At 62.4% G+C, this 21,711-nt stretch carries 23 protein-coding genes; 14 read left to right on the top strand and 9 right to left on the bottom strand.

All coding sequences use genetic code 11. The features are described 5' to 3' along the window. Positions 1 to 117 precede the first annotated feature (117 nt). On the bottom strand, positions 118 to 1,035 hold the full coding sequence (locus U4Y90_RS16065; protein ID WP_321795881.1) for a LysR family transcriptional regulator: 918 nt from the start codon (positions 1,033 to 1,035) through the stop codon (positions 118 to 120). A gap of 234 nt (positions 1,036 to 1,269) precedes the next feature. Here U4Y90_RS16065 and U4Y90_RS16060 point away from each other — a divergent pair, with 234 nt between their 5' ends. Further along, a complete protein-coding gene (locus U4Y90_RS16060) occupies positions 1,270 to 2,469 on the top strand; it encodes a DUF2235 domain-containing protein (protein ID WP_321795879.1) in 1,200 nt (399 codons plus the stop codon). A gap of 42 nt (positions 2,470 to 2,511) precedes the next feature. Here U4Y90_RS16060 and U4Y90_RS16055 read toward each other — a convergent pair whose 3' ends face one another. Both U4Y90_RS16055 and U4Y90_RS16050 read right to left on the bottom strand, forming a co-directional pair. Then, positions 2,512 to 2,676 carry a hypothetical protein gene (locus tag U4Y90_RS16055; RefSeq protein ID WP_321795877.1) on the bottom strand — a complete coding sequence of 55 codons (165 nt, stop codon included), beginning with the start codon at positions 2,674 to 2,676 and terminating at the stop codon, positions 2,512 to 2,514. Between the two features lie 93 nt (positions 2,677 to 2,769). Further along, on the bottom strand, positions 2,770 to 3,693 hold the full coding sequence (locus U4Y90_RS16050) for a LysR family transcriptional regulator (protein ID WP_321795875.1): 924 nt from the start codon (positions 3,691 to 3,693) through the stop codon (positions 2,770 to 2,772). 140 nt (positions 3,694 to 3,833) lie between these two features. Between U4Y90_RS16050 and U4Y90_RS16045 the strand changes: the two genes are divergently transcribed. From U4Y90_RS16045 to ttdB, 3 genes are read left to right on the top strand one after another with little or no spacing between them, the layout of a single operon-like run. Continuing rightward, complete coding sequence (locus tag U4Y90_RS16045; protein ID WP_321795874.1) at positions 3,834 to 5,138, top strand: MFS transporter; 1,305 nt, start codon at positions 3,834 to 3,836, stop codon at positions 5,136 to 5,138. A gap of 47 nt (positions 5,139 to 5,185) precedes the next feature. Beyond that, positions 5,186 to 6,085: a L(+)-tartrate dehydratase subunit alpha gene (ttdA, locus tag U4Y90_RS16040; protein WP_321795872.1), complete on the top strand. Its 900-nt coding sequence runs from the start codon at positions 5,186 to 5,188 to the stop codon at positions 6,083 to 6,085. Continuing rightward, positions 6,082 to 6,690: a L(+)-tartrate dehydratase subunit beta gene (ttdB, locus tag U4Y90_RS16035; protein ID WP_321795870.1), complete on the top strand. Its 609-nt coding sequence runs from the start codon at positions 6,082 to 6,084 to the stop codon at positions 6,688 to 6,690. Before ttdA ends, ttdB begins: the two co-directional genes overlap by 4 nt. Positions 6,691 to 6,705: 15 nt before the next feature. Here ttdB and U4Y90_RS16030 read toward each other — a convergent pair whose 3' ends face one another. Next, entirely contained in the window at positions 6,706 to 7,341 is a 636-nt protein-coding gene (locus tag U4Y90_RS16030; RefSeq protein WP_321795868.1) for a TetR/AcrR family transcriptional regulator, read from the bottom strand. Between the two features lie 237 nt (positions 7,342 to 7,578). Here U4Y90_RS16030 and U4Y90_RS16025 point away from each other — a divergent pair, with 237 nt between their 5' ends. After that, positions 7,579 to 9,894: a sigma 54-interacting transcriptional regulator gene (locus U4Y90_RS16025; RefSeq protein ID WP_321795866.1), complete on the top strand. Its 2,316-nt coding sequence runs from the start codon at positions 7,579 to 7,581 to the stop codon at positions 9,892 to 9,894. A gap of 276 nt (positions 9,895 to 10,170) precedes the next feature. Continuing rightward, positions 10,171 to 10,374, top strand: coding sequence for a hypothetical protein (locus U4Y90_RS16020; protein WP_321795865.1), 204 nt, complete (start codon positions 10,171 to 10,173; stop codon positions 10,372 to 10,374). A 6-nt stretch (positions 10,375 to 10,380) separates the two neighbouring features. Here the strand turns inward: U4Y90_RS16020 and U4Y90_RS16015 are convergent, their stop codons facing one another. Both U4Y90_RS16015 and U4Y90_RS16010 read right to left on the bottom strand, forming a co-directional pair. Beyond that, positions 10,381 to 11,688, bottom strand: a complete 1,308-nt coding sequence (locus U4Y90_RS16015) for an NAD(P)/FAD-dependent oxidoreductase (RefSeq protein WP_321795864.1) — start codon at positions 11,686 to 11,688, stop codon at positions 10,381 to 10,383. Between the two features lie 14 nt (positions 11,689 to 11,702). Then, positions 11,703 to 11,900 carry a hypothetical protein gene (locus U4Y90_RS16010; RefSeq protein ID WP_321795863.1) on the bottom strand — a complete coding sequence of 66 codons (198 nt, stop codon included), beginning with the start codon at positions 11,898 to 11,900 and terminating at the stop codon, positions 11,703 to 11,705. Positions 11,901 to 12,015: 115 nt separating this feature from the next. On the opposite strand from U4Y90_RS16010, the gene gcvA reads away from it, so the two are divergent. Continuing rightward, a complete protein-coding gene (gcvA, locus tag U4Y90_RS16005) occupies positions 12,016 to 12,921 on the top strand; it encodes a transcriptional regulator GcvA (RefSeq protein WP_321795862.1) in 906 nt (301 codons plus the stop codon). A gap of 8 nt (positions 12,922 to 12,929) precedes the next feature. Next, the gene (locus U4Y90_RS16000) at positions 12,930 to 13,547 is read left to right on the top strand and encodes an NUDIX hydrolase (RefSeq protein WP_321795860.1); all 618 of its coding nucleotides are present in this window, start codon (positions 12,930 to 12,932) and stop codon (positions 13,545 to 13,547) included. Positions 13,548 to 13,676: 129 nt separating this feature from the next. Here the strand turns inward: U4Y90_RS16000 and U4Y90_RS15995 are convergent, their stop codons facing one another. After that, positions 13,677 to 14,402, bottom strand: coding sequence for a haloacid dehalogenase type II (locus U4Y90_RS15995; RefSeq protein WP_321795858.1), 726 nt, complete (start codon positions 14,400 to 14,402; stop codon positions 13,677 to 13,679). A gap of 124 nt (positions 14,403 to 14,526) precedes the next feature. Between U4Y90_RS15995 and U4Y90_RS15990 the strand changes: the two genes are divergently transcribed. The 4 genes from U4Y90_RS15990 to U4Y90_RS15975 all read left to right on the top strand — a co-directional run bounded on the left by U4Y90_RS15990 (position 14,527) and on the right by U4Y90_RS15975 (position 17,265). Then, positions 14,527 to 14,850 carry a DUF6566 family protein gene (locus U4Y90_RS15990; RefSeq protein WP_321795857.1) on the top strand — a complete coding sequence of 108 codons (324 nt, stop codon included), beginning with the start codon at positions 14,527 to 14,529 and terminating at the stop codon, positions 14,848 to 14,850. Between the two features lie 157 nt (positions 14,851 to 15,007). Further along, positions 15,008 to 16,051 carry a Dyp-type peroxidase gene (locus U4Y90_RS15985; protein WP_321795855.1) on the top strand — a complete coding sequence of 348 codons (1,044 nt, stop codon included), beginning with the start codon at positions 15,008 to 15,010 and terminating at the stop codon, positions 16,049 to 16,051. Beyond that, positions 16,044 to 16,847, top strand: a complete 804-nt coding sequence (locus tag U4Y90_RS15980) for a family 1 encapsulin nanocompartment shell protein (protein WP_321795853.1) — start codon at positions 16,044 to 16,046, stop codon at positions 16,845 to 16,847. The genes U4Y90_RS15985 and U4Y90_RS15980 overlap by 8 nt, the downstream gene beginning before the upstream one ends. Before the next feature lie 37 nt (positions 16,848 to 16,884). Then, positions 16,885 to 17,265, top strand: coding sequence for a TraR/DksA family transcriptional regulator (locus U4Y90_RS15975; RefSeq protein WP_321795851.1), 381 nt, complete (start codon positions 16,885 to 16,887; stop codon positions 17,263 to 17,265). Positions 17,266 to 17,283: 18 nt separating this feature from the next. Here U4Y90_RS15975 and U4Y90_RS15970 read toward each other — a convergent pair whose 3' ends face one another. Both U4Y90_RS15970 and U4Y90_RS15965 read right to left on the bottom strand, forming a co-directional pair. Next, entirely contained in the window at positions 17,284 to 17,670 is a 387-nt protein-coding gene (locus U4Y90_RS15970) for a VOC family protein (RefSeq protein ID WP_415749361.1), read from the bottom strand. Between the two features lie 186 nt (positions 17,671 to 17,856). Then, on the bottom strand, positions 17,857 to 18,468 hold the full coding sequence (locus U4Y90_RS15965; RefSeq protein ID WP_321795847.1) for a TetR/AcrR family transcriptional regulator: 612 nt from the start codon (positions 18,466 to 18,468) through the stop codon (positions 17,857 to 17,859). Between the two features lie 107 nt (positions 18,469 to 18,575). Here U4Y90_RS15965 and yghU point away from each other — a divergent pair, with 107 nt between their 5' ends. Both yghU and U4Y90_RS15955 read left to right on the top strand, forming a co-directional pair. Next, positions 18,576 to 19,448 carry a glutathione-dependent disulfide-bond oxidoreductase gene (yghU, locus tag U4Y90_RS15960; protein ID WP_321795846.1) on the top strand — a complete coding sequence of 291 codons (873 nt, stop codon included), beginning with the start codon at positions 18,576 to 18,578 and terminating at the stop codon, positions 19,446 to 19,448. A gap of 383 nt (positions 19,449 to 19,831) precedes the next feature. After that, a complete protein-coding gene (locus U4Y90_RS15955; RefSeq protein WP_321795844.1) occupies positions 19,832 to 21,127 on the top strand; it encodes a glycosyltransferase family 87 protein in 1,296 nt (431 codons plus the stop codon). Positions 21,128 to 21,711 lie beyond the last annotated feature (584 nt).

Raw genomic sequence — 21,711 nt, 5'->3', positions numbered from 1 at the left:
AGAACGGCACCCGTCGCGCACCTCCCCACGGTGGGGGGGTGCTCGCGCGCCGTGCGACGGTCGATCCGGCATTCGGACTCCGAACATGCCGGTCATCTCCGCTTCGCTAGTCCGGCGTCATCGGCGATGACCCGTCAGCGCGAATTCCGTGGTCTGCACGGCTTGCGCGAGATAGTCGACGAACGAAGCGATGCGCGCGGAGATCGCCGTGTTGCGATAGTAGACGGCGTTGATCGGCTGCCGCACTTCCTGCGTGTAACGCGCGAGGATCTGCACGAGCCTGCCTTCGCGCCGGTCGCGCAGCGTCATGAAGTCCGACAGGCACACGATGCCCGCGCTTTCCAGCGCGAGATGCCGAAGCGTCTCGCCGCTCGATGAAGCAATGGCCGGCGTGATCCGATAAGACTCGTTATCCCGTCCCGGCAGCGGCCAGACATTGAGCGATTCCGGCTGGGTGAAGCCGAGCAGCGCATGATTCGCGAGCTCGTCGACGCGCTTTGGATGACCATGCGCTTCCAGATATTGCGGCGTCGCGAGCACGCGAATCCGGCTGCTGCCGATCGCACGGCTGTGCAGCGTCGAATCCTTCAGCCTGCCGATGCGGATCGCGACATCGGTACGGCGTTCCAGCAGATCGATCACGCCTTCGTTGCTGTTCAACTCGAGTTCGACGTGCGGGTAGCGCTCCCGATATCCCGCGACGAGCGGCACGATCACATGCAGCATGAAGGGCGTCGCGGCATCGATGCGCAACAGTCCCGAAGGCCGTTCGCGCCGCGCGGCGATCTGCTCTTCGGCGCTCTCCACCGCATCGATGATCTCTCTTGCGCGCTGCAAAAAACTCTTGCCCTCTTCCGTCAGTTCGAGACGCCGCGTCGTCCTGCGCAACAAAGTCGTCTGCAGTTTCTCTTCGAGCCGGTGGAGCGTGCGGCTCGCGCCTGAAACCGTCTGATCGAGTTGCTCGGCCGCCGCCGTGATGGAACCGGTGTCGACCACCGTCGCGAAGGTCTGAAGCTCGTCGAGAGTGACTTTCATCGTTGCGTCTGATTCAAGAGTGTTTCGTCTATATACGCGGATTTTCGCAAAAGTAAAGTTGCGCGGAGGGCTGCGCGCCCGAGCGGGATGGCGTCACCGTGCCCGCGAAATCGTATAGGCACTTTCGGCCAAAGCGTCGTTCGCAGACGACGCGCGGCTTGCCGAGTGACCCGCGAGAAACTAAGAAATACTGAGTGAGCACTTGCGGCGTCACGAGGGAGAGGAAGGTGAATCATGAGCAAGAACATCATTTTCTGCGCGGATGGAACCTGGAACGGTCCGAACACCGATCACGACAACGACGGCATTCCAGATACCACCAACGTATTTAAAGCATTTCTGCTGTTATCCGGTGAGCCGGATCCCGCCTCGACCCTGCTCGCCTCCGAGCAGGAGATCGCGGAGCCGGGGCCGGACGGACAGGTCGCCAAATATCTGCACGGCGTGGGCGACTCGCGCAACGTCATCACGAAACTGCTGGGCGGCGCATTCGGCGATGGCATCATCGCGCGCATCGTGCGTGGCCATACCTTCATATCGCGCCATTACCAGCCGGGCGACCGCATCATCCTGATGGGCTTCAGCCGCGGCGCATACACGGCGCGCGCGCTCGGCGGGATGATCGCGAGCGTCGGCCTGCTCGACACGAGCCGATACGACATCAACGACAAGGCGCTCGCGTACCGCATGGGCATTCTCGCCTGGCGCAAGTATCGCGAGTCGCGGCCGCCGGCGCACGCGGCAAGCGGCGGCCTCAAGGGCCTGCTCGAGAAGATCGTCAATTTCGATCCGTCGCTCGCGTTCACGAAGTTGCAGCCCGAAGACACCGTGCCCGTCGATGAAATCCGGGCCATCGGCGTATGGGATACGGTGGGCGCGCTCGGCATTCCGCTTTATCTCGACAGCGAGGACTCGACGGTCGATCTGTTCCGCTTCGCCGACACCGCGCTCAGTCCGAAGGTGAAGTTCGGCATCCATGCGATCAGTCTCGACGAGCAACGCGGCGACTTCACGCCGACCCTCTGGGATACGCGCGAAGGCATCACGCAGGTGTTGTTCGCCGGCGCTCATGCGGATGTGGGCGGCGGCTATCCGGGCAATGAATCGGGGCTTTCGGATATCGCGTGCGAATGGATGCTGAAGCGCCTGGCCGATCCGTCCATCGGCGTGCGTCTCAAGCTGCCGCCGTGGTCCTTGCACCCGGATTTTCTGGGCAAGTCGCATTCGCCGTGGACGGAAGCGCCCTTCTCGCTGCGTCCGTCCGGCCCGCGCGGACCCTTCGCCTTTCCGCAGGATATCGGCGCGCATGTTTCGGTCGCCCAGCGCATGGGCCTCGTGATCGTCGACGGCAAGCCGGTGCCCGTTCCCAATCCTTACCTGCCCGCCGTGCTCGGATCGGTCTTCACGGCGCACACCAACTGGATCACGACCTGAAAATGCTTCGGGCCCGGGACTTTCGTTCCCGGGCCCGCTTCGCTAGTGCCACTTCGCGCTCTTGTGGCGATTGCGGCCAATCACGTCCCACAGCTTGCGCGCCTGCTTCTGCTCCGACTTCGCGTGTTCCTCGTGATGAGGCTCCGCGTCGCCGGCGGGAGTAACCGTCGCGCCGCGTTTGCGCTTGAACATTTCGGCGAATCTCATCGCAACCTCCTTTTGCGGCAAGCACACCGCATAAACAGTCTACTCCCGCCGGCGCACGCGTTACAGCGGTTCGGCGGTGCTTCGCACACGGTCTTACCAGTTCGAGCTGGCCGTGCTCGGACCGTCGGCATGCTGGCCGAGATAGCCGCGCAAATGATCGACGAAACACGCGACCTTGGCCGAGAGATTCAGGCGTTCGGGATACACGGCGTAGATATCGGCGGGCGGCGTGTCGTAGTCGGCCAGAACCTGCACGAGCCGTCCGCTGCGCAGATATTTGGCGATGTCCCATTCCGCGCGCATCAAGATGCCGTGCCCTTCGAGCGCCCAGTTGAGCGCCACTTCGCCGTCGTTGGTGCTGAGCTTGCCGTGCACCTTGATGGTCTCGGTGCGCCCGCCGCGGCTCAGGCGCCAGTTGCCGTAGGCCGATTCGTTCTGCCGCAGCACGATGCACTGGTGCTGCGTCAGGTCATGCGGATGACCCGGTTGACTCGCGCCGCGCAGATAGCCGGGCGATGCGACCAGCAGGCGTCGATTGGACGCGATCTTCTTGGCGATGAGCCGCGAGTCCGGCATCTCGCCGAAACGCACGGACACGTCGATGCTCTCGTCGGGCAGGCTGACGGGGCGATCGGTGAGATGCAACTGCACTTCGACATCGGGATAACGCTGACTGAAGACCGAAATCGACGGCCCGATATAGGAGCGCCCGAATCCCAGCGGCGCGTTGACGCGCAACAGCCCTTTCGGCGCGGCGCGGCTGCTCGACACGAGCTGCTCCATATCGTCGATATCGCTCAGGATGCGCTGCGCATTGGCGAAATAGACCTCGCCCTCGCTGGTCAGACCGATGCGCCGCGTCGTGCGGTTCAGCAGGCGCACGCCCAGGCGATCTTCCATCGCCGAGAGCCGGCGCGAGACCGCCGGCGGCGTCAGATTCAGCTCGCGCGCGGTCGCGGCAAGGCTGCCCTGTTTCACCAGCATGCAAAAGAAGCCCAGTTCCGAATCCATATTCATTCGTGAATTTTTTGCAAGGATGTATTAAGTCTAGTTCGATTCATAAGCGATTCCATCGGTTTTAACCTTGGTTCTGACGACAACAGGCCGCGCAAGACGGCCCAGACATTCGACCGGTCATCGGAACAAGGAGACATTCCATGGATATGGATCTGGAAAAACGCACCCTGCGCAAGGTCAGCTGGCGCATCGTGCCCTTCATCATGCTGCTGTACTTCATCGCGTATATCGACCGGGTCAACATCGGCTTCGCGTCGCTCACGATGAAAACCGATCTCGGCTTCACCGCCTCCATGCTCGGCTTCGGCGCCGGCATCTTCTTCTGGGGGTATTTCCTGTTCGAAGTGCCCTCGAACATCGTTTTGCACAAGGTCGGCGCCCGCATGTGGATCGCCCGCGTGATGGTCACGTGGGGCATCATTTCCGCGGCGATGGCGTTCGTCAAAGGCCCGACGAGCTTCTACGTCATACGCTTTCTGCTCGGCGCGGCCGAAGCCGGCTTTTTCCCCGGCATCATCCTGTATCTCAGCTATTGGTTCCCGGCGCGACATCGGGCGGGCGTGACCGCGTTCTTCATGGCCGCGGCGCCGATCTCCACGGCGCTCGGCTCGCCGCTCTCCGCCGCCTTGCTCGAAATGAACGGCGTGATGGGCCTGCACGGCTGGCAGTGGATGTTCATTCTCGAAGCGATCCCGGCGCTCATCCTCGGCGTCGTCGTGTTCTTCTACATGACCGACAAGCCCGAAAAGGCGAAATGGCTGAAGGACGACGAGCGTGCGTGGCTGGTCAACGTGATGAACGCGGAAACCGCCAGCCGGGCCGCGTCCGGCGCGAAGCACGGCATCATCGGCGGGCTTGCGAATCCGCGCGTGCTGGCGCTGTCGCTGATCTATTTCGGCACGTCGGCGGGCCTCTATACGCTCGGCATCTGGGCCCCGCAGATCATCAAGCAACTGGGCGTTTCGTCGATGACGGTCGGCTTGCTCAACGCGATTCCGCCGGTCGTCTCGGTGATCGCGATGGTCTTCTGGTCGCGCCATTCCGACCGCACCGGCGAGCGAACCTGGCACGTCGTGCTGGCATGCGTGGCGGCGACGATCGGTCTCGTGGTCGCGGCGGTGGCCAATAGCGTCGTCGGGCTGATCGCGGCGCTGACGCTCGTGAACATCGGCATCAGTTGCGCCAAGCCGCCCCTGTGGACGATGCCGACGACGTTCCTTTCCGGCGCCGCCGCCGCGACGGGCATCGCCACCATCAATTCGATCGGCAATCTCGGCGGCTTCGCCGGCCCGGCGATGATCGGCTGGATGAAGGATCGGACCGGCAGCTTCTCCGGCGGACTCTATTTCGTCGCCGGCCTGCTCGTGCTCTCCGCCGTGCTCACGCTTCTGCTGGCCCGCTCGCGGAAACCGGCGGTCACGCACGGCAACGCAGCCGCGCACTAAAGAAAAGCACGTCCCCCAATCTCGATACGTTGTCAGAGGAATGCAACATGGATAAGGAACTCGCCATTCAGTCCGTGACGGACACCATGGCCAAATTCACCGCCTATATCGGCAAGCGCCTGCCCAAGGACGTGAAGGCGAAGCTCGCGGAATTGCGCACGCTGGAAACCAATCCGCTCGCCAAGTCGATCTACGACTCGATGGACGGCAATCAGCAGGCGGCCGACAAGCTGGACCGCCCGAGCTGCCAGGACACCGGCGTGATTCAGTATTTCGTCGAGGCCGGCGCCCATTTTCCGCTGCTCGGCGAGCTGGAAGAGATCCTGCGCGAAGCCACCGCGGGCGCGACGAAGATGGGGCCGCTGCGCCACAACGCCGTGGAAACCTTCGACGAAAAGAACACCGGCACCAACACGGGCACGCAGATTCCGTGGCTCGACTGGCGCATCGTGCCGGAAAAGGATAGCTGCACGATCGACGTCTATATGGCCGGCGGCGGCTGCACGCTGCCCGGCGCGGCCAAGGTGCTGATGCCGGGACAGGGCTACGAAGGCGTGGCCGAATTCGTGATGGACGTGATCACCGAGCGCGGCGTGAATGCGTGTCCGCCGCTGCTCGTCGGCATCGGCGTGTCGACTTCGGTCGAGACCGCGGCGCGGCTGTCCAAGCTCGCCATCCTGCGTCCCGTCGATTCGAAGAGCGACAATCCGCGCGCCGCGCTGATGGAAGAACTGCTCGAGGACGGACTCAACGAAATCGGCATCGGCCCGCAAGGGCTGAAGGGCAACAACAGCGTGATGGGCGTGAATATCGAATCGTCGGCGCGTCATCCGTCGACCATCGGCGTCGCCGTCAATACGGGCTGCTGGGCGCACCGTCGCGGCAAGATCCGCATCAATGCCGACCTGTCCTATGAAGTGCTTTCCCACGAAGGAGTGGTGCTGTGAAAAAGGTTCTGACAACCCCCATCAAGAGCGAAGATCTCGAGGACCTCAATGTCGGCGACGTCGTTTATCTGACAGGCCGGCTCGTGACGTGCCGCGACGTCGCGCATCGCAGACTGATCGAACAGGGGCGCAAACTGCCCGTCGATCTGGAAGGCGGCGCGATTTTTCACGCGGGCCCGATCGTGCGCAAGAAAGACGACGGCAGCTTCGAAATGGTGTCCATCGGCCCGACGACGAGCATGCGCATGGAGAAGTTCGAGCGCGAGTTTATCGGGCAGACCGGCGTCAAACTGATCGTCGGAAAAGGCGGAATGGGCCCCGAAACGGCGGCGGGCTGCGAGGAGCACAAAGCGGTGCACGCGATCTTTCCGGGCGGCTGCGCGGTGCTGGCCGCGACGCTGGTCGAGGAAATCGAAGGCGCCGAATGGCAGGATCTCGGCATGCCGGAAACCTTGTGGATCAACCGCGTCCGGGAGTTCGGGCCGCTGATCATTTCCATCGACACGAAGGGCAACAACCTGATTCAGCAGAACAAGGCCGCGTTCAATGAAAAGAAGAAGCCGGTTCTCGACAGGATCAGCGCGCAACTCGGCTTCATCAGATGAGCCGCGCGCCTTCGGTCAGCTCGCCGGGCTCAGCCAGGTGAGCAACATGTCGAGATGCATCGCGGAAATCGCTTCCTGACGAGCTTGCTCGGCGTAATTGCGGCCGGTGAAGATGTCGATGGTGAAGCGGTTGGACACGATGTAGTAGCCCATGCCGACCATCGTCACATAGAAGTCCAGCGGATCGATGCCCTGACGGAACTGCCCTGCTGCCACGCCGCGCTCGAGCGTCACGCGCAGCAGGTCGACCACCGGCGAGATGGTCTCGCGCAACCGGCTCGAACGCTCCAGATAACGCCCTTCGTGCAGGTTCTCGTTGTTGATGAGGCCCAGCCACTGGGGGTTTTCCCGGAAGTGCGCCCAGATGGACTGCGCCAGCTCGCGAACCGCGTCGGCCGGCTGCAGCCCGGACAGATCGAGCCGTTGCTCCCGCTCCGCGAACTGCACGTACATCGCTTCGAGCACGGCGACGTACAGCCCTTCCTTGCTCGCGAAGTAGTAGTAGAGCATGCGCTCGTTCGTGCCCGCCGCCGTGGCGATGGCGTCGACCCGCGCGCCGGCCAGGCCGAACTTCGTGAACTGCTCCGTGGCGGCTTCGAGAATGCGCCGACGCGTGCCTTCCGGATCTCGTTTTACTCGTTGTTCGCTCATAGTTTTGCGGCCGCGGATCGAAGGGCGATTGTTCTGTGATGGCTTACATTATGCCGACCGATGAGGGCCGAGGCACAGCTCCGAGTATACGGATTGTTGCTGCCTTGACGACGAGAAAATGAAGCGCTAGCTGTAAAATTGCCGGCGCTGGCTTCAGTGTGTTCAAGAACCGCGGAAAGACGCCGTTAACTGCGGCACAGACCGTTTTCGCGCGTCACTGACCTGGAGCGCTCAGCAATGAGTCGTACCTCAATCGTTCCGTTTGCCCACGACGACGCGGATGGCAACCTCATCGGCAAATCGCCGGCGTTTCGTCAGCTCGTGCGGACGATCGACCGGATCGCGCCGACCGGGCATGCCGTGCTCATCGTCGGGCCCACGGGTTCCGGCAAGGAACAGGTCGCGCGTCGCGTGCACGCGAGCGGCGCGCAGCGGGATCAGCCTTTCGTCGATATCAATTGCGGCGCGATTCCCGAGCATCTCGTCGAAGCGGAGCTGTTCGGCCATGTGAAAGGCGCGTTCACCGGCGCGGGCGACACGCGTCAGGGCCTCTTTCAGCAAGTCGGCAAGGGCACGCTGCTGCTCGACGAAATCGGCGAATTGCCGCTCGCATTGCAGCCGAAACTGCTGCGCGTGCTGGAGACGCACACGTTCCGGCCCGTCGGTTCATCGACGAACCTGCGCTTCGAAGGGCGCATCGTCGCGGCGACGCATCGCAATCTGCGCGAGCTCGCCGACGATGGCCGCTTTCGCGAAGACCTCTACTATCGCCTCGCCGTGTTCGTGCTGGCGGTGCCCGGGCTCGAACAGCGTGTCGAGGACATTCCGTCGCTCATCGCGCACTTCGCGGCGCAGCATCCGCGCAAGCTCGAGTTCACCGCGGCCGCGCTGAAGCAGTTGTGTATGCATCCGTGGCCGGGACACATCCGCCAGTTGCGCAATCTCGTCAGCCAGTTGAGCGTGCTCGCGGACAGCACGACGATCGATGTCGATGCCCTCGCGCCGTTTCTCGCCAACGAAAAAGCCGCGCCGGTGTCGCGCGCGAGTCTCGCCGACCTGCTCCTGCAACTCGAAGGCCGCGACAAGCTCACGGCCGCGCAGGATCTGCTCGTCGACCGCGCGCTCGAACGGACCGGCGGCAACAAGAGCGCGGCGGCGGTCGTGCTCGGGGTCGGACGCAAGACGATCGAGCGGCGGCTGAAGGCGCGGGAGCAGCATCATCAAAACGCGCGCACCGATCTGTCGCGCGCGCAGGCGCTCATCGACGAGTCCCGTTTCGCCGAGGCCGTTCCGCTGCTGCGCCGCTGCCTCGAGACGCTGCAGGCGAACGGCGAGCAGGACGACGTGCGCCGTCTCCAGTTCGACGCGCATCGCCTGCTGGGCATGAGCCTGCGCAGCGTGCACGGCTGGCTGCACGCCGAAGCGACGGCCTGCTATGCGGCCGCGCTGAGCGTCGGCGAAGGACTCTGCGATGCGCGTGAAATCGCGATGATCCAGTTCGGCATCTGGACGACGCAGCTCACCACGCTGCAACTCAAGCAGGCGCGCGCGACGGCGCAGGACATGCTGCAACGCGCGCAAAACAGCGCCGATCCGGTCGCGCTCGATGAAGCGCATGTCGCGCTGACCAACACGCTGTTCTGGCTCGGCGACAGCGAGGAAGCGTTGGCATGCCTCGCGCGCGGCAATCTCTCGAACGTCGGACGGCACGATGCGCGCACCGGTTCGCAAGGCATCGATCTGGCCGGACTGGCATTGACGTTCGAAGGGCTTTCGGCCTTCCACACGGGTGCTTTCGATCAGGCGCGCCGCGCGCTGGACATGCTGATCGAACGCGCGTCCGATGCCGGCGGACATGCGTTCGCGCACGCGATCAATCTGCAGGGCGCCGCATGGCTCGCGTGTCTCTTCGACGACATGGACCGGCTCGGGCGGCTCGCGAGCGAGCTGGAAAGCCTGTCGATCGAGCACGGCTTCGCGTTTTATCGCGGCGTGGGACAGGTGCTGCGCGGCTGTCACATCGCGTCGCTCGGGCGCTTCGACGAAGCCGAAGCCGTCATGCTGGATGGCTTCGATAACCACATGGTCTGCAACGGCGGCGCGCTGTTCTTCTCGTTCAAGGCATGGCGGCACGGCGAACTGCTGCTGCGCGCGGGCCGCGCCGCGGACTGCAAGGCCATGCTCGTGGACGCCATCGACGAGACGCTCGCGCGCCAGGAACGCGTCTACATGGGCGAGCTGCTCGTCACGCAGGCGCGCGCGTTATGGGCGCTCGGCGACGCCAGCGCCGCGGAGTCGGGATTGCGCACGGCGCTTTCGACGGCGCTCGCGCTCGGCTCGGTGCCCGCGCGCGTCGACGCCGCGCATCATCTCGCGATGCTGCTGCGCGAGACCGGCCGTCTCGACGAAAGCATCGACACGCTGGAGCGCGGCGTGCGCGCGCTCCAGCCCGGCCTCACGCCGCGCGCGGATGCCGCGATGGACCTTCTTGCCTCGCTTCGCGAGGAATCTCGCTTGCACGGACTCACGGCCACGCGCTTGCGGGTTTCGTGATCCGGGCCGATGTGGACGAAATCGTCCACATCGTCTCGTCCGCGCGGACGCGACCGTCCGCTCGTTCTCATCGGTCCGCGCGCCCGATCCGATCCGGCACAGGGGTTCGGGTGCTGGCACGTCCGTTGCTTCATACGATATGAATTCAACGCCGCGCGCCGATGATCTCAGAGAAGATCACGAAAGCGCGCAGCGTCATCCAGAGGGCCGTCCGTTGTCGTCGTGCCTTGCGGCCCGTGACCAGTGATCCGGTCACGGACTTGCATCCCCATTTCAATGACCATGCTTCCATTCATCATCGAAAGAGATCTTCTGCATCTCGAACGCGTCGTTCAGCGCGCTTCCGACGGCACGTTTCCGTTCGAATACTGGCACGCACGCATCGATTCGCTCAGAGTGCCGACCCTGACGCTGCCGCTCGCGCAGCGCATCGACCGTCTGAAGCGCACGTTGTGCGCGCTCGAATCGAGGCAGCGATGAGACGCGTCAGTGCAGCTTGACCCTCGGGGCCAGCAGCCGGCCGAGTCCGTGCGCGGCCATGCCGAAGATCGTCCGGCGCACGCCCGAGACTGCCACGAGATGCTTCCGGTAGAGCGCCGCGTACATCAGCTTGGCGATAAACCCTTCGACGAAGAACTTCCCCGTGCTGGTGATGCCCGCAACGCTGCCCACCGCCGTCGGCGAGCCCAGCGAGACGAGCGATCCGTGATCCTTGTACATGAAGACGCCGATCGATCGCCCTTCGATGCGCGCACCGAGCGCCTTGCATAGAAACATCGCCTGCTGATGCGCGGCCTGAGCCCTCGGCGGCACCGGCATGCCGGCGGTCCACGTGCAAGTCGCGCAATCGCCCAGCGCGAAGATGTTCGTATCGGTCTCGCTCTGCAGCGAGCTCGTGACCCTGACCTGATTGATGTGATTGACGGCGAGACCATCGAGCGATGCCAGCACGCCCGGCGCCCTGATGCCGGCGGCCCATATCGTGATGTCGGCGGGAATCGATGAACCATCGGCGATATCGACACTTTCCGGCAGCACGCGCGTCACGGCTGTCGATACCCTCACCGAGATGTTCATCTTTTCGAGCGTGGCTCGCGTCGTATCGGATACTCTTTGCGCGAGCGCGGGCAACACACGATCGCCTCGCTCCAGCAGCGTGATGCGCATGGCCGCATGCGGGCTCTCGGAGAGCAGCCTGAACTGCTTCAACGTGTGCTCCATGCGCCGCAATTCCGCCGCGAGCTCGACGCCCGTCGCGCCCCCGCCGATGATGGCGATGTCCACCGCCTCGCTGGTGTCCGTCGTGCCGTGCGCGCGCTTTCTGAGGCACACCTGAAGCAGACGCTTGCGCAGGCGTTCGGCCTGCTCAAGGGTGTCGAGCGCGATCGCGTGTTCTTCTGCACCCGGCACACCGAAGAAATGCGTCCGGCTTCCGAGCGCCAGCACCAGCGTGTCGTATTCGAGGCCGCGAGACGGCAACACCTCGGCATCGCTGCCATCGGATTCGAATACCGGGCCGATCTTCACGCAGCGGCTCGCGCGATCAAGCGCGGTCATTTCTCCATGCACGAACGTGAAGCCGTTCCAGTGCGAATGGGCTGCGTATGCGATTTCGTGCGCATGCGTGTCGAGGCTGCCTGCGGCGACTTCATGCAATAGCGGCTTCCACACGTGCACGGCACAACGGTCGACCAGGGTCACGTGCGCGCGTCCGGCCTTTCCCAGCCGGTTGCCGAGCCGTGTGGCCAGTTCCAGACCGCCAGCGCCGCCCCCTACGATTACGATCCGATGCATCTGCAGCCCTCTCGTCAGTTGTAGCCCAGTATGGCGGCCGAGTTAGCGTCCGAGCGTTCCGGCACATTGCCGGCCATGATGGAAACCGGTCCTTCCAGCAGCTTCGAATACGACGAGTTGCGCGCCTTGTCGATGACGTTCCTCGACATGGGAAAATGCGTCTGCAAGAAAGCCTGGAAAGAGAATGCGTCGTCGTCGATGTAATGGTTCATGTCGAAATGGAGAACGTTCGTTTGAAAAGCGGTGATGTCGGAACAATTCTCGTGGCACCATTAATGACCTGCAAACGATATAAATACTCAACGTTGTGCGTAACAGGAAGGATGTGTGAGACGCAAAATACCGAGCATCGATGCATTGATCGCGTTCGAAGCGGCAGCACGGCACCTGAGCTTCACGCGCGCGTCCGAAGAGTTGTCGCTGACTCAAAGTGCGGTGGGCCGTCAGGTCGCGAGCCTGGAAGAGTTTCTCGGAACACCGCTTTTCAACCGGTTCAAGAGAAGAATCAGCCTCACTGAAGCGGGTGAAATCTATGCGAAGCGCGTGCGAGAAAATCTCGAGCGCATCGAGCGCGACACGCTGGCCGCGATGGCGCACCGAAGCGCGGGCGGCATCCTCGAACTCGCCGTCATTCCGACATTCGCCACGCGCTGGCTCATTCCGCGGCTTCCGGAATTCTATGCAGCGCACGATGACATCGTCGTCAACCTGACCACGCGAGCCGCGCCGTTTCTCTTCAAGGACACGCCATTCGACGCCGCGATTCATTTCGGCGATCCGGTGTGGCCGGGTTCGGTGGCGAAGTATCTGTTCGGCGAGGAAATCACCGCCGTATGCAGTCCGCATCTGCTGGCCGGCAAAACGAAGCTCGCGCCGCGCGACGTCGCCGGCTTTACGCTGCTGCATCAGTCGGCGCGTCCGGACGCGTGGCGGCAATGGCTCGCTCAAGCAGCCGTGCATGATGTCGACAGCATGAAGGGCCAGCGATACGAGTTGTTCTCGATGCTCGTCGAAGCAGCCAAGACAGGCCTCGGGATTGCGCTGGTGCCGAGATTTCTGGTTGCGCACGAACTCCGTTCGAAAGAATTGGTAAGGCCTTTCGAGTTGTCCTTGCCGAGCGACAAAGGTTATTACCTCGTCTATCCCGAGCGCAAACAGAACGCTCCGCTGTTGCGGACGTTCGAGCACTGGCTGTTGGCCACCGCGCAGTCATATATCGAGACCGAGGAGTGAACACGACCATGCCAGCCAATCGACGACTCGATCAGGCGCGACGCCTGCTCGCACTCGCGCAGACGGGACTGCACTACACCACGGGCGTCTTCGACAAGGAACGCTACGAAGAAATCGAAGCTATCGCACATGAGCAGATCGCCGACATCGCATCGATGGAAACAGGCAAGGTCGCCGAGCTCTTCGCGTTCGAGTCGGGCTATGCCAATCCGAAGCTCGACGTGCGATGCGCCGTATTCGACGACGCCGGACAGATATTGCTCGTGCGCGAAGCGGCCGATGGACTGTGGTCGCTTCCCGGCGGCTGGGCCGATGTGGGTCTGTCGCCCGCGGAGAATGCCGCCAAGGAAGTGCGCGAGGAAAGCGGCTATACGGTCGACATCGTGCGCCTGCTTGCCGCGTGGGATACGGCGAAGCATCCGCATCCGCCGTCGGTCTTTCACATCTGGAAGCTCGTTTTCCTCGGCGAGATCGTTCGAACCGGCGATGTGATCGGCGTGGAAACCGATGCGGTCGAGTTCTTCACTCTCGATGCACTTCCGCCGCTGTCGCTGGGCCGGATCATGCCCGCGCAGATCCGGCGTCTGGATATATTGCGACGCAGCGGCGAGTTGGACTTCGATTGAAGCACCGGCCGCTTTGCTGCTGACAAAATCAGTGGCGAAGCTTTTGAAGACGGTGAAGGACAAAGACGGTTAGTTGCTTACTTGAATTGACGAACATAGTTAGTCATCCGATTCAATTCAGCGTTGCGTCTACGTATTTGTCAGTTCGTCCCGATGCGCCTGCGCCAGATCCGCCATGCTGTTGAAGCGGAAGTCGATCTTCGGCTGAGCGCCCGGGTCCATCGTCGCGCCGAAGCCGGGTTGCGAATGACGGCGATAAATCCAGCACGATGCGAGACCGAATCCATTCGCGGGCTTGTGATCGTGGAACAGACTTTCGGCCGTGTGCAGAATCTTTTCTTTGCGGATGCCGCGTTCGCCCAGTTTTTCCAGCATGTATTCGAAATTGCGCGGCGAAGGCTTGTACGATCCGATATCTTCCGCCGTAATGATCGCGTCGAATTCCACCTTTAGTCTCGCATTGCTATGGGTAAAGCTCTCGTTGTCGACGTTCGAGAGAATCACGAGCTTGTAATGCTGCTTCAGATAGCGCAACGCATTGGCGGAATCGGGGAATGCGGGCCAGTCGCGAATCGAGCGGCCATAGGCAATGCACTCTTCCTGCGTGAACGAAACGCACCACTCTTCGGCGAGCCGCATATATACGATGGCCAACAACTCCTGATAGCGCTTTCCCGGCGTGTACTTCTGTTGCGACGACTCGTGCCGGGCATGGGCTTCCAGAACCTGATCGCGCGTCAGCGCGGGCCTGACTCGATCCAGTAACGGGCGCAGCCCTTCGAAAATTCCCGTTTCCCAGTCGATCAGCGTGCCGTAGCAGTCGAAGGTCAGCGTGTCGAAGTCAGTCAGTTTCACGATCGCTCCTGTCGGTGGATGAAGATGATTTGGATGGAGTTGGTGTATCGTCGGTTCACTGCTTTCGCTCAAAGCGCGTGAAAGGCGTCAGCATATAATCTTATGGATCGCATCGGAGGACCAGATGGAATCTGCCTTTGACGTCTTTGCGGGATTCGATATCTCAGTTGCGACGCGACGCAACGAGCGCGGCGCATGGGTCGCGGATCTGACCGTGAATCGCGATGGCAAAGCCGCGTTCGCCCCGTGGCCCGAGACCGTCCAGCCGGAGTGGCGCACTTCGGACGAGGCGGTACGCGACGGTATCGAGCGGGCGCGGCGCGTCATCCGGCAGCACCTCACTGACAGCGCCGATCATTCCTGGGTCGTAACGCGCCGGCACGCGCAAACGTGGTTCACGACTGAAACCGAACGACGCTCCGGTCATACCATCACGCCCGGCGCCTAAGATGATTTCTTCATCCCGGATGCGCTTTTGCACGACGCGTCCGGGATCTCCGGCACTACCGCGGGGAATCACGCGAGCATCGCATTCGAACCACGCAAGCCCTCGCGTGACCTGACGACCGGTTCGAGCAACCGCTTCACGCAATCGACCTCATAAGATGCCCAACAACACACCCGAACCACAAGCCGTCTGTAATCCGATTTCCCGAAGTGCGATCTTCATCGTCGCCACCGTGGCGCGCGGCCAAGACAAGGCCGATGCGGTGCGCTCATGGTGCGGCGACATCGCGGCGCTGGTGCGCGCGGTCAGCGCGCGCGCACCGGCCGCAGACCTGTCCTGCGTATGCGGCTTCAGCGCCGATGCATGGGATCTGCTCTTCGGCGCGCCACGCCCCGCGTTGCTGCATCCGTTTCGCGAGTTCGGCTCCGGCGATCGCCGCGCGATCGCGACGCCCGGCGACATCCTCCTGCATATCCGCGCGGATCACATGGACCTGTGCTTCGAGCTCGCCGCTCAGATGCTCGACAAGCTCGGCGATGCGGTGACCGTCGTCGATGAAGTGCACGGCTTTCGCTACTTCGATCTGCGCGACATGGTGGGCTTCGTCGACGGCACCGAAAACCCTTCGGGCAAGCGCGCCGCGCACTACACGATCATCGATGACGAAGATCCCGATTTCGCCGGGGGCAGCTACGTGATCGTGCAGAAGTATCTGCACGACCTGGATGCGTGGAACGGCCTCACCGTCGAGCAGCAGGAACTGATCATCGGACGCGAAAAGTTATCCGATGTCGAGCTCGACGATTCGATCAAGCCATCCTGCTCGCACAGCTCGCTCACGACGATCGAAGAGAACGGCAAGGAAGTGAAGATCCTGCGGCACAACATGGCATTCGGACGTCCGGGTGCGAAGGAGTTCGGCACGTATTTCATCGGCTATGCGCGCACGCCCGCGCCCATCGAACAGATGATGGAGAACATGTTCGTCGGCAAGCCGCCGGGCAATTACGATCGCCTGCTCGATTACAGCCGCGCGGTGACGGGCGGCCTCTTCTTCGTGCCGTCCGCCGATCTGCTCGACGCGCTCCCCGACCGTAACCCGGATGCCGCGTCGTCCTCTGACGGCGATAACCCGCAAGACGATAGCCGTGAAGGGACGCTGAACATTGGCTCACTCAAAGGAACATCACAAGATGAATAACTTGCATCGAGAGCTCGCGCCGATCTCCGGCGCCGCATGGTCGCAGATCGAAGCGGAAGTCGCGCGAACCTTCAAGCGCGCACTCGCGGGCCGTCGCGTCGTCGACGTGAAGAGTCCCGGCGGCGTCGCGCTGGCGGGCATCGGCACAGGTCATCAGACGAACATCGCAGCGCCGAAGAAGGGCGTCGCCGCGAAGCTGTATGACGTGAAGCAACTCGTGCAGCTCACCGTGCCGTTCACATTGCAGCGCGAAGCGGTCGACAGCGTGGAGCGCGGCTCGAACGATGGCGACTGGCAGCCCGCCAAGACCGCCGCGAACGAACTGGCGCTCGCGGAAGACAGCGCCATCTTCGACGGCTTCGCGGCCGCCGGCATCACCGGCATACGCGAAGGCAGCTCGAACGCGCCCACGTTTCTGCCCTCGGACGTCGCCGACTATCCCGCCGCGATCAGCCAGGCGCTCGAGAAATTACGCCTTGCGGGCGTCGATGGTCCCTACTCCGTGCTGCTCGGCGCAGATGCCTATACCGCGCTCGCCGAAGCGAGCGATCAGGGTTATCCGGTCATTCAGCACATCAAGCGCATCGTGAGCGGCGATCTCGTATGGGCGCCCGCACTACAGGGCGGCTGCGTGTTATCGACGCGTGGCGGCGATTACGAATTGCATCTCGGACAGGACTTGTCGATCGGCTATACGAGCCATACCGACACGACCGTGCAGCTCTATCTGCGCGAAACGCTCACGTTCCTGATGCTGACGAGCGAGGCATCCGTTTCCATCGCAGCGGGTGAATAGCTTTATCGGAATAAACATTCCTTCATGGAGCACGATCATGCCCAGTCAATCAGGCGGCTTGAGCGACGAGTTCATTGCGACGCAACGCGAACGCCTTCTCGCGCTCAAGCGAGAACTGCTCGGCGGCGAGGAAGGCACCATCGCAGACGCGCGACGGTTGCAGGAAGAGCGCGGCTCGGAGGCCGAAGAGTACGAGGACGATGCGCAGCGCATGGAGCAGGACATCGCGAATCAGGCGCTGCGCAACGTGAACGACGGACGTATCGGCGATATCGAGCGCGCGTTGCAAAAGATCGCGGAAGGCACATACGGTATTTCGGACGAAAGCGGCGCGCCCATTCCCAAAGCGCGCCTCGAAGCGATGCCCGAAGCCATCTTTACCGTAGACGAACAGGAAAAGCGCGAAGCAGGCCGATGATGTCGCGCGGTGGCCGCGTCAGTTATCGAACGTGCTCTGATACTCGGGCGCGGCGTCGGAGCGAGTGTTCATTTCGAACATCACGCCGCCCGGGGCGCGGCAGAAGAAGCGCGAGCCGCGCCCATTGTTGAAGATGTCCGTCTCCATTGCCACGCCTTCGGACTTGAAGCGCTCGTAGAGGTCGCGCACATCGTCGAGGGCCGGCAATTCGAAGCCTATGTGAAACGCACGCGGCCACGCCGGCGTTTCGTCACGCGCATGATCGATCACCACATCGAAGCCGGGGCGCTTGAGGATGTATGAGCGGTCCCACGTTCCCGCTATCGTGAAGCCGAGATACTGCTCGAAGAAGCGCGCGGTCGCGGACGTATCGGCGGAAGGAAAACTGAGGTGATTGAGCTTCATGGCTCGAGTCGAATCGTTCATTCGTCGGTCTCTCATGGTTCGATGGGCGATGGCCCTATGCCATGACCGCCCGAGGACTTCAGAATATAAGTAAAAGCTCACATTCGACTACTCGCATCGCGGATACCCGCCGAAAGCGCGCTGCCATGCGGGTGACGTCACCACGCTCTATCCGATTGCTCGCATTCAGGCGCCGCCGCTTCTCGACAGATAGCCGAAAACAGCGGCCCGAACGCGGCGCTCCAGATCGTCGAGATCGCGCTCGCCGCGTTCGCCCGCCGCATCGACCATGCCCTTGACGATGGCGAGCAGGTCGGCCGCCGCGACATCGGGACACGGATGCCGAGGCGCGGCGCGGCCGACGACCGTCCGGACCAGTTCCTCCATCTCGCCTTTGGCAACCTCGTCGCGCAATGCCGGGCGTCCCTCCGCGATGTCGAGCAGACGCGCAAGCATCGGACGTTGCAACTGCTGGCGCACGGCCGCGCCGATCAAATATTCGAGCGCCGCCTTGCCGCTGCGCTTCGCGAGCGCAAGCGACGCGTCTTCATGAAAGCGCGCGCTTTCGCGACGAATCAACGCGACCGTGAGCGCATCCTTCCCCGGGAAATATTGATAGAGCGAACCGATGCTGACGCCCGCGCGACGCGCGACCGCATTCGTGTTGAAGCCTTCGAAGCCCTCGCTTTCGAGCACCTGCGCCGCCGCTTCGACGATGGATGTCACGGTGGCTTCGGAGCGCGACTGCGCCGGCATCTTTCGAGGCCTGAACGGTTTGTGGGACGGGCGCTGGCTCATTCGTTTTCTCGCGTGAATTGCTGCGCCGATTGTACAAAGCCCACTCAAGCATGTTTTCGGTCGACCTGATAACCTCGTGCGAATCATCTTATGAAGGAGCGTGAAGCATGAGCGCGTTACCCGAATACGTGCCGCCCGCCGTGTGGACCTGGGACAGGGAAAACGGCGGGCACTTTGCCAAAATCAATCGGCCGGTTTCCGGAGCGACGCACGAGAAGGCGCTGCCGGTGGGCCGTCATCCGTTGCAACTTTATTCGCTCGCCACGCCCAACGGTGTGAAGGTCACCGTGATGCTCGAAGAGCTGCTCGCGCTCGGACATCGCGGCGCGGAGTACGACGCGTGGCTGATTCGCATCGGCGATGGCGATCAGTTCGGCAGCGGTTTCGTCGACATCAATCCGAACTCGAAGATTCCCGCGCTCGTGGATCGCAGCGGCGCGACGCCCGTGCGCGTCTTCGAGTCCGGCGCGATCCTGCTCTATCTCGCGGAAAAGTTCGGTGCGTTCGTGCCGGCAGAGGCGGCCAAGCGCGCCGAATGCCTATCCTGGCTGTTCTGGCAAATGGGCAGCGCGCCGTACCTTGGCGGCGGCTTCGGGCATTTCTATGCCTATGCGCCGAGCAAGATGGAATATCCGATCGACCGCTTCGCCATGGAAGTGAAGCGGCAACTCGACGTGCTCGACAAGCGTCTCGCCGACAGCGCCTATATCGCCGGCGACGACTACACCATCGCCGATATCGCAATCTTTCCGTGGTACGGCGGCCTCGTGAACGGATGGCTCTACAGCGCCGCCGAGTTCCTCTCCGTGCACGAATACAAACACGTGCGCCGCTGGGCCGACAAGATCGGCGCGCGTCCCGCCGTGCAACGTGGCCGCATGGTGAACCGCACCTTCGGCGAGCCTTCGAGCCAGTTGCATGAACGTCATGACGCATCCGACTTCGACACACGCACGCAGGACAAAATCGTCGCGGAATAATAGCGAACGGAAGTGCGCCATCTCCGCTGATTCCACGCTGTCGCGGAGTTGCGCAGCGTGCGCGCACGCTGCACGACGCTCCATGCCGATGAAAACAGCCTCGCGTGGCGCTACCCCGGACCGGCCGAATGAAGCGCTTCGCTTTCTCGCATTGCGAGAGGCATAAAAATAAACGGACGTCATCCGTTTTTCAAAAATGGCCCGGTCATTGCAGTGCGCAAAAACTCGATTGACGCGGCCCCTGTGATGCTGTCACGATTCGTAGGCCATACGTTCCGCCATACCATTTCCTGCTCGCTTTCGTGCGATGAATAGCAAATCGATTGCGAAGGAAATTATTACCGCGCCCTACAACGTGTTAGCCGGCACACGGGAGAACGTCCATGCTGAACGCTCGGGTTGGCGCCAGATCCGCGGATAACGTCCGGATCATCGCGGCTTTGCTGATGCTGGTCGCTGCGGGATTTCTCGCGATCCGCATGGTGATCATCTATCACTATTCGCTGAGTTATTCGGCCGATCATCCACGGGCCTTCAGCGATTTCAATTTCTACTATTACGCGTTCAGCACCGTGCTGAATTCGCCGCACGATCCGTCGCTCATCTACAACAACGAGCGTCTGGTGTCGTACCTGTCGAATCTCGGCGCCAATCTCGACGATATCCTGATCTATTGCTATCCGCCGCAATTCGCGCTGATTTTCTCGCCATTCGCGCTCTTGCCTTCGTTCACCGCGAAGCTCGTCTGGGTGGCGATGTCTGTCGTGCTGTGCATCATCGGCGCGGTGTTGCTCGCGAAGATGTCTTATCGCGGCGAAGACAGGCGCGTGACCGCGCTGCTGATCGGCGTGACACTGCTGAGCTTCCCCGTTTTGCACGACGCATACCTCGCGCAGTCGAACCAGCTTCTGTTCTTTCTCCTCGCAACGTCTTTCTTTCTGATCGAACGCGGCAATCGCTGGTTCGCAGGCCTCTTTCTCGCGTTCGCCGTCGTCTTCAAGGTGACGCCGCTCGCCATCGTCGGCCTGCTGTTCTTGCGGCGTGAATGGCGCACGGTGATATCGGCGGGCATCTGCGCCATCGCGATCACACTCTTCACCGCGAGCCGTCTCGGCTTTCGCGTGATCTGGGAATACCTGACCGTCGAGATCGGACGGGCGCAGACATACATCCTTGGCGCGGGCGGGCTGCCCGGCAACAGCTCGGTGCGCGGCGCGTTGCAGACGATCTCCGAAAGGCTCGGCACGCCCGCATCCGAGGCGACGCTCCACGCCACTTCGACCATCTTCGCCGCGATCATTTGCGTGTTCGCGTGTTACCTCGTTTTCTTCCGCAGCCGCGACAAACGCATGGACTATGCGCTCGCATGCATGACGATGCTGCTCGCCGCGCCGATCCTCGAACCGATTCACATGGTCGTCGCCCTGATCCCTCTCGTGATTCTTCTCGGCACCGCGCTGGAGCGCCGCGATCTGCAACTCTCCGCGATCGCGCCTCGCATCGAGCTGCTGTTGCTCGCGATCGCCGTGCTGCTGCTGTTCTTCATGGAACGATCCGCGATGTACACCGTCTCCGCGCTGATCACCTACGTGCTGTGCGTCGCGCGCTATTTCGCGCCCGCCGCGGCCGTCGGGCGCAATCAGCACGCTGAACCGGGAGGCTTCGAATCGCGTGCTTGACGAACACTCGGCAATGCCTTCGATTCGAGAAGCGCCGCGATCCTGAGTGGCAATGTATTCGCGCCCGATATCCGATTGCCTGAACCGGCCGAACGGTGCGCGAACGTATTGACGAGCACGCATCCCGCCTCGATACGCGAACGTATTGACGAGCACGCATCCCGCCTCGATACGCGAATACGTTGAAGTGAACGGCACGCACCGGGCTTAAGAAAAAGAAGTACCGCCCGGTCAATTCAAAGGCTTAACGCCGCCATCAATTTTGTTTATCGCACTTCCCGCCGCAATCCCGTTGAACATCGCGTGAAACTCGCACCTCGTCATCGCGGCGCGTCCGTCCCATAAGGCTCGCCGCGTGTGCCGACGCCACCTTGCAATTCGCTGTCGCGACTTCCCCACTCGTTAACCCTTTCTTTTTACGCACCGCGTGAACCGCGTACGTTCGCACCAGCGGGCAAACGGCGCGATAGCCGCCATGCCATCGCGTCATCAATCCAACGACAACGATGAGGGGTGCACAAGAGTGAGACGTCAACTGAAGCCATTGAGCGCGGGCGCGCTGGTCTATGCGGCGGCGATTGCAA

Source organism: Caballeronia sp. J97 (genome assembly GCF_905220305.1).
Classification (GTDB): Bacteria; Pseudomonadota; Gammaproteobacteria; order Burkholderiales; family Burkholderiaceae; genus Caballeronia.
This window is presented reverse-complemented; position numbering and strand designations above follow the sequence as displayed.

Bases quoted from the DNA above. Each gene is read 5' to 3' on its own strand.
- U4Y90_RS15965 (WP_321795847.1), bottom strand. From the start codon at position 18,468: ATGAGCCAGCGCCCGTCCCACAAACCGTTCAGGCCTCGAAAGATGCCG.
- U4Y90_RS15980 (WP_321795853.1), top strand. From the start codon at position 16,044: ATGAATAACTTGCATCGAGAGCTCGCGCCGATCTCCGGCGCCGCATGG.
- U4Y90_RS16000 (WP_321795860.1), top strand. From the start codon at position 12,930: ATGCCAGCCAATCGACGACTCGATCAGGCGCGACGCCTGCTCGCACTC.
- U4Y90_RS16020 (WP_321795865.1), top strand. From the start codon at position 10,171: ATGACCATGCTTCCATTCATCATCGAAAGAGATCTTCTGCATCTCGAA.
- U4Y90_RS16065 (WP_321795881.1), bottom strand. From the start codon at position 1,035: ATGAAAGTCACTCTCGACGAGCTTCAGACCTTCGCGACGGTGGTCGAC.
- yghU (WP_321795846.1), top strand. From the start codon at position 18,576: ATGAGCGCGTTACCCGAATACGTGCCGCCCGCCGTGTGGACCTGGGAC.
- ttdA (WP_321795872.1), top strand. From the start codon at position 5,186: ATGGATAAGGAACTCGCCATTCAGTCCGTGACGGACACCATGGCCAAA.
- U4Y90_RS16050 (WP_321795875.1), bottom strand. From the start codon at position 3,693: ATGAATATGGATTCGGAACTGGGCTTCTTTTGCATGCTGGTGAAACAG.
- U4Y90_RS15990 (WP_321795857.1), top strand. From the start codon at position 14,527: ATGGAATCTGCCTTTGACGTCTTTGCGGGATTCGATATCTCAGTTGCG.
- U4Y90_RS16060 (WP_321795879.1), top strand. From the start codon at position 1,270: ATGAGCAAGAACATCATTTTCTGCGCGGATGGAACCTGGAACGGTCCG.
- U4Y90_RS16025 (WP_321795866.1), top strand. From the start codon at position 7,579: ATGAGTCGTACCTCAATCGTTCCGTTTGCCCACGACGACGCGGATGGC.
- U4Y90_RS15975 (WP_321795851.1), top strand. From the start codon at position 16,885: ATGCCCAGTCAATCAGGCGGCTTGAGCGACGAGTTCATTGCGACGCAA.
- U4Y90_RS16015 (WP_321795864.1), bottom strand. From the start codon at position 11,688: ATGCATCGGATCGTAATCGTAGGGGGCGGCGCTGGCGGTCTGGAACTG.
- U4Y90_RS15970 (WP_415749361.1), bottom strand. From the start codon at position 17,670: ATGAAGCTCAATCACCTCAGTTTTCCTTCCGCCGATACGTCCGCGACC.
- U4Y90_RS15985 (WP_321795855.1), top strand. From the start codon at position 15,008: ATGCCCAACAACACACCCGAACCACAAGCCGTCTGTAATCCGATTTCC.
- U4Y90_RS16045 (WP_321795874.1), top strand. From the start codon at position 3,834: ATGGATATGGATCTGGAAAAACGCACCCTGCGCAAGGTCAGCTGGCGC.
- U4Y90_RS16010 (WP_321795863.1), bottom strand. From the start codon at position 11,900: ATGAACCATTACATCGACGACGACGCATTCTCTTTCCAGGCTTTCTTG.
- U4Y90_RS16030 (WP_321795868.1), bottom strand. From the start codon at position 7,341: ATGAGCGAACAACGAGTAAAACGAGATCCGGAAGGCACGCGTCGGCGC.
- U4Y90_RS16055 (WP_321795877.1), bottom strand. From the start codon at position 2,676: ATGAGATTCGCCGAAATGTTCAAGCGCAAACGCGGCGCGACGGTTACT.
- U4Y90_RS15955 (WP_321795844.1), top strand. From the start codon at position 19,832: ATGCTGAACGCTCGGGTTGGCGCCAGATCCGCGGATAACGTCCGGATC.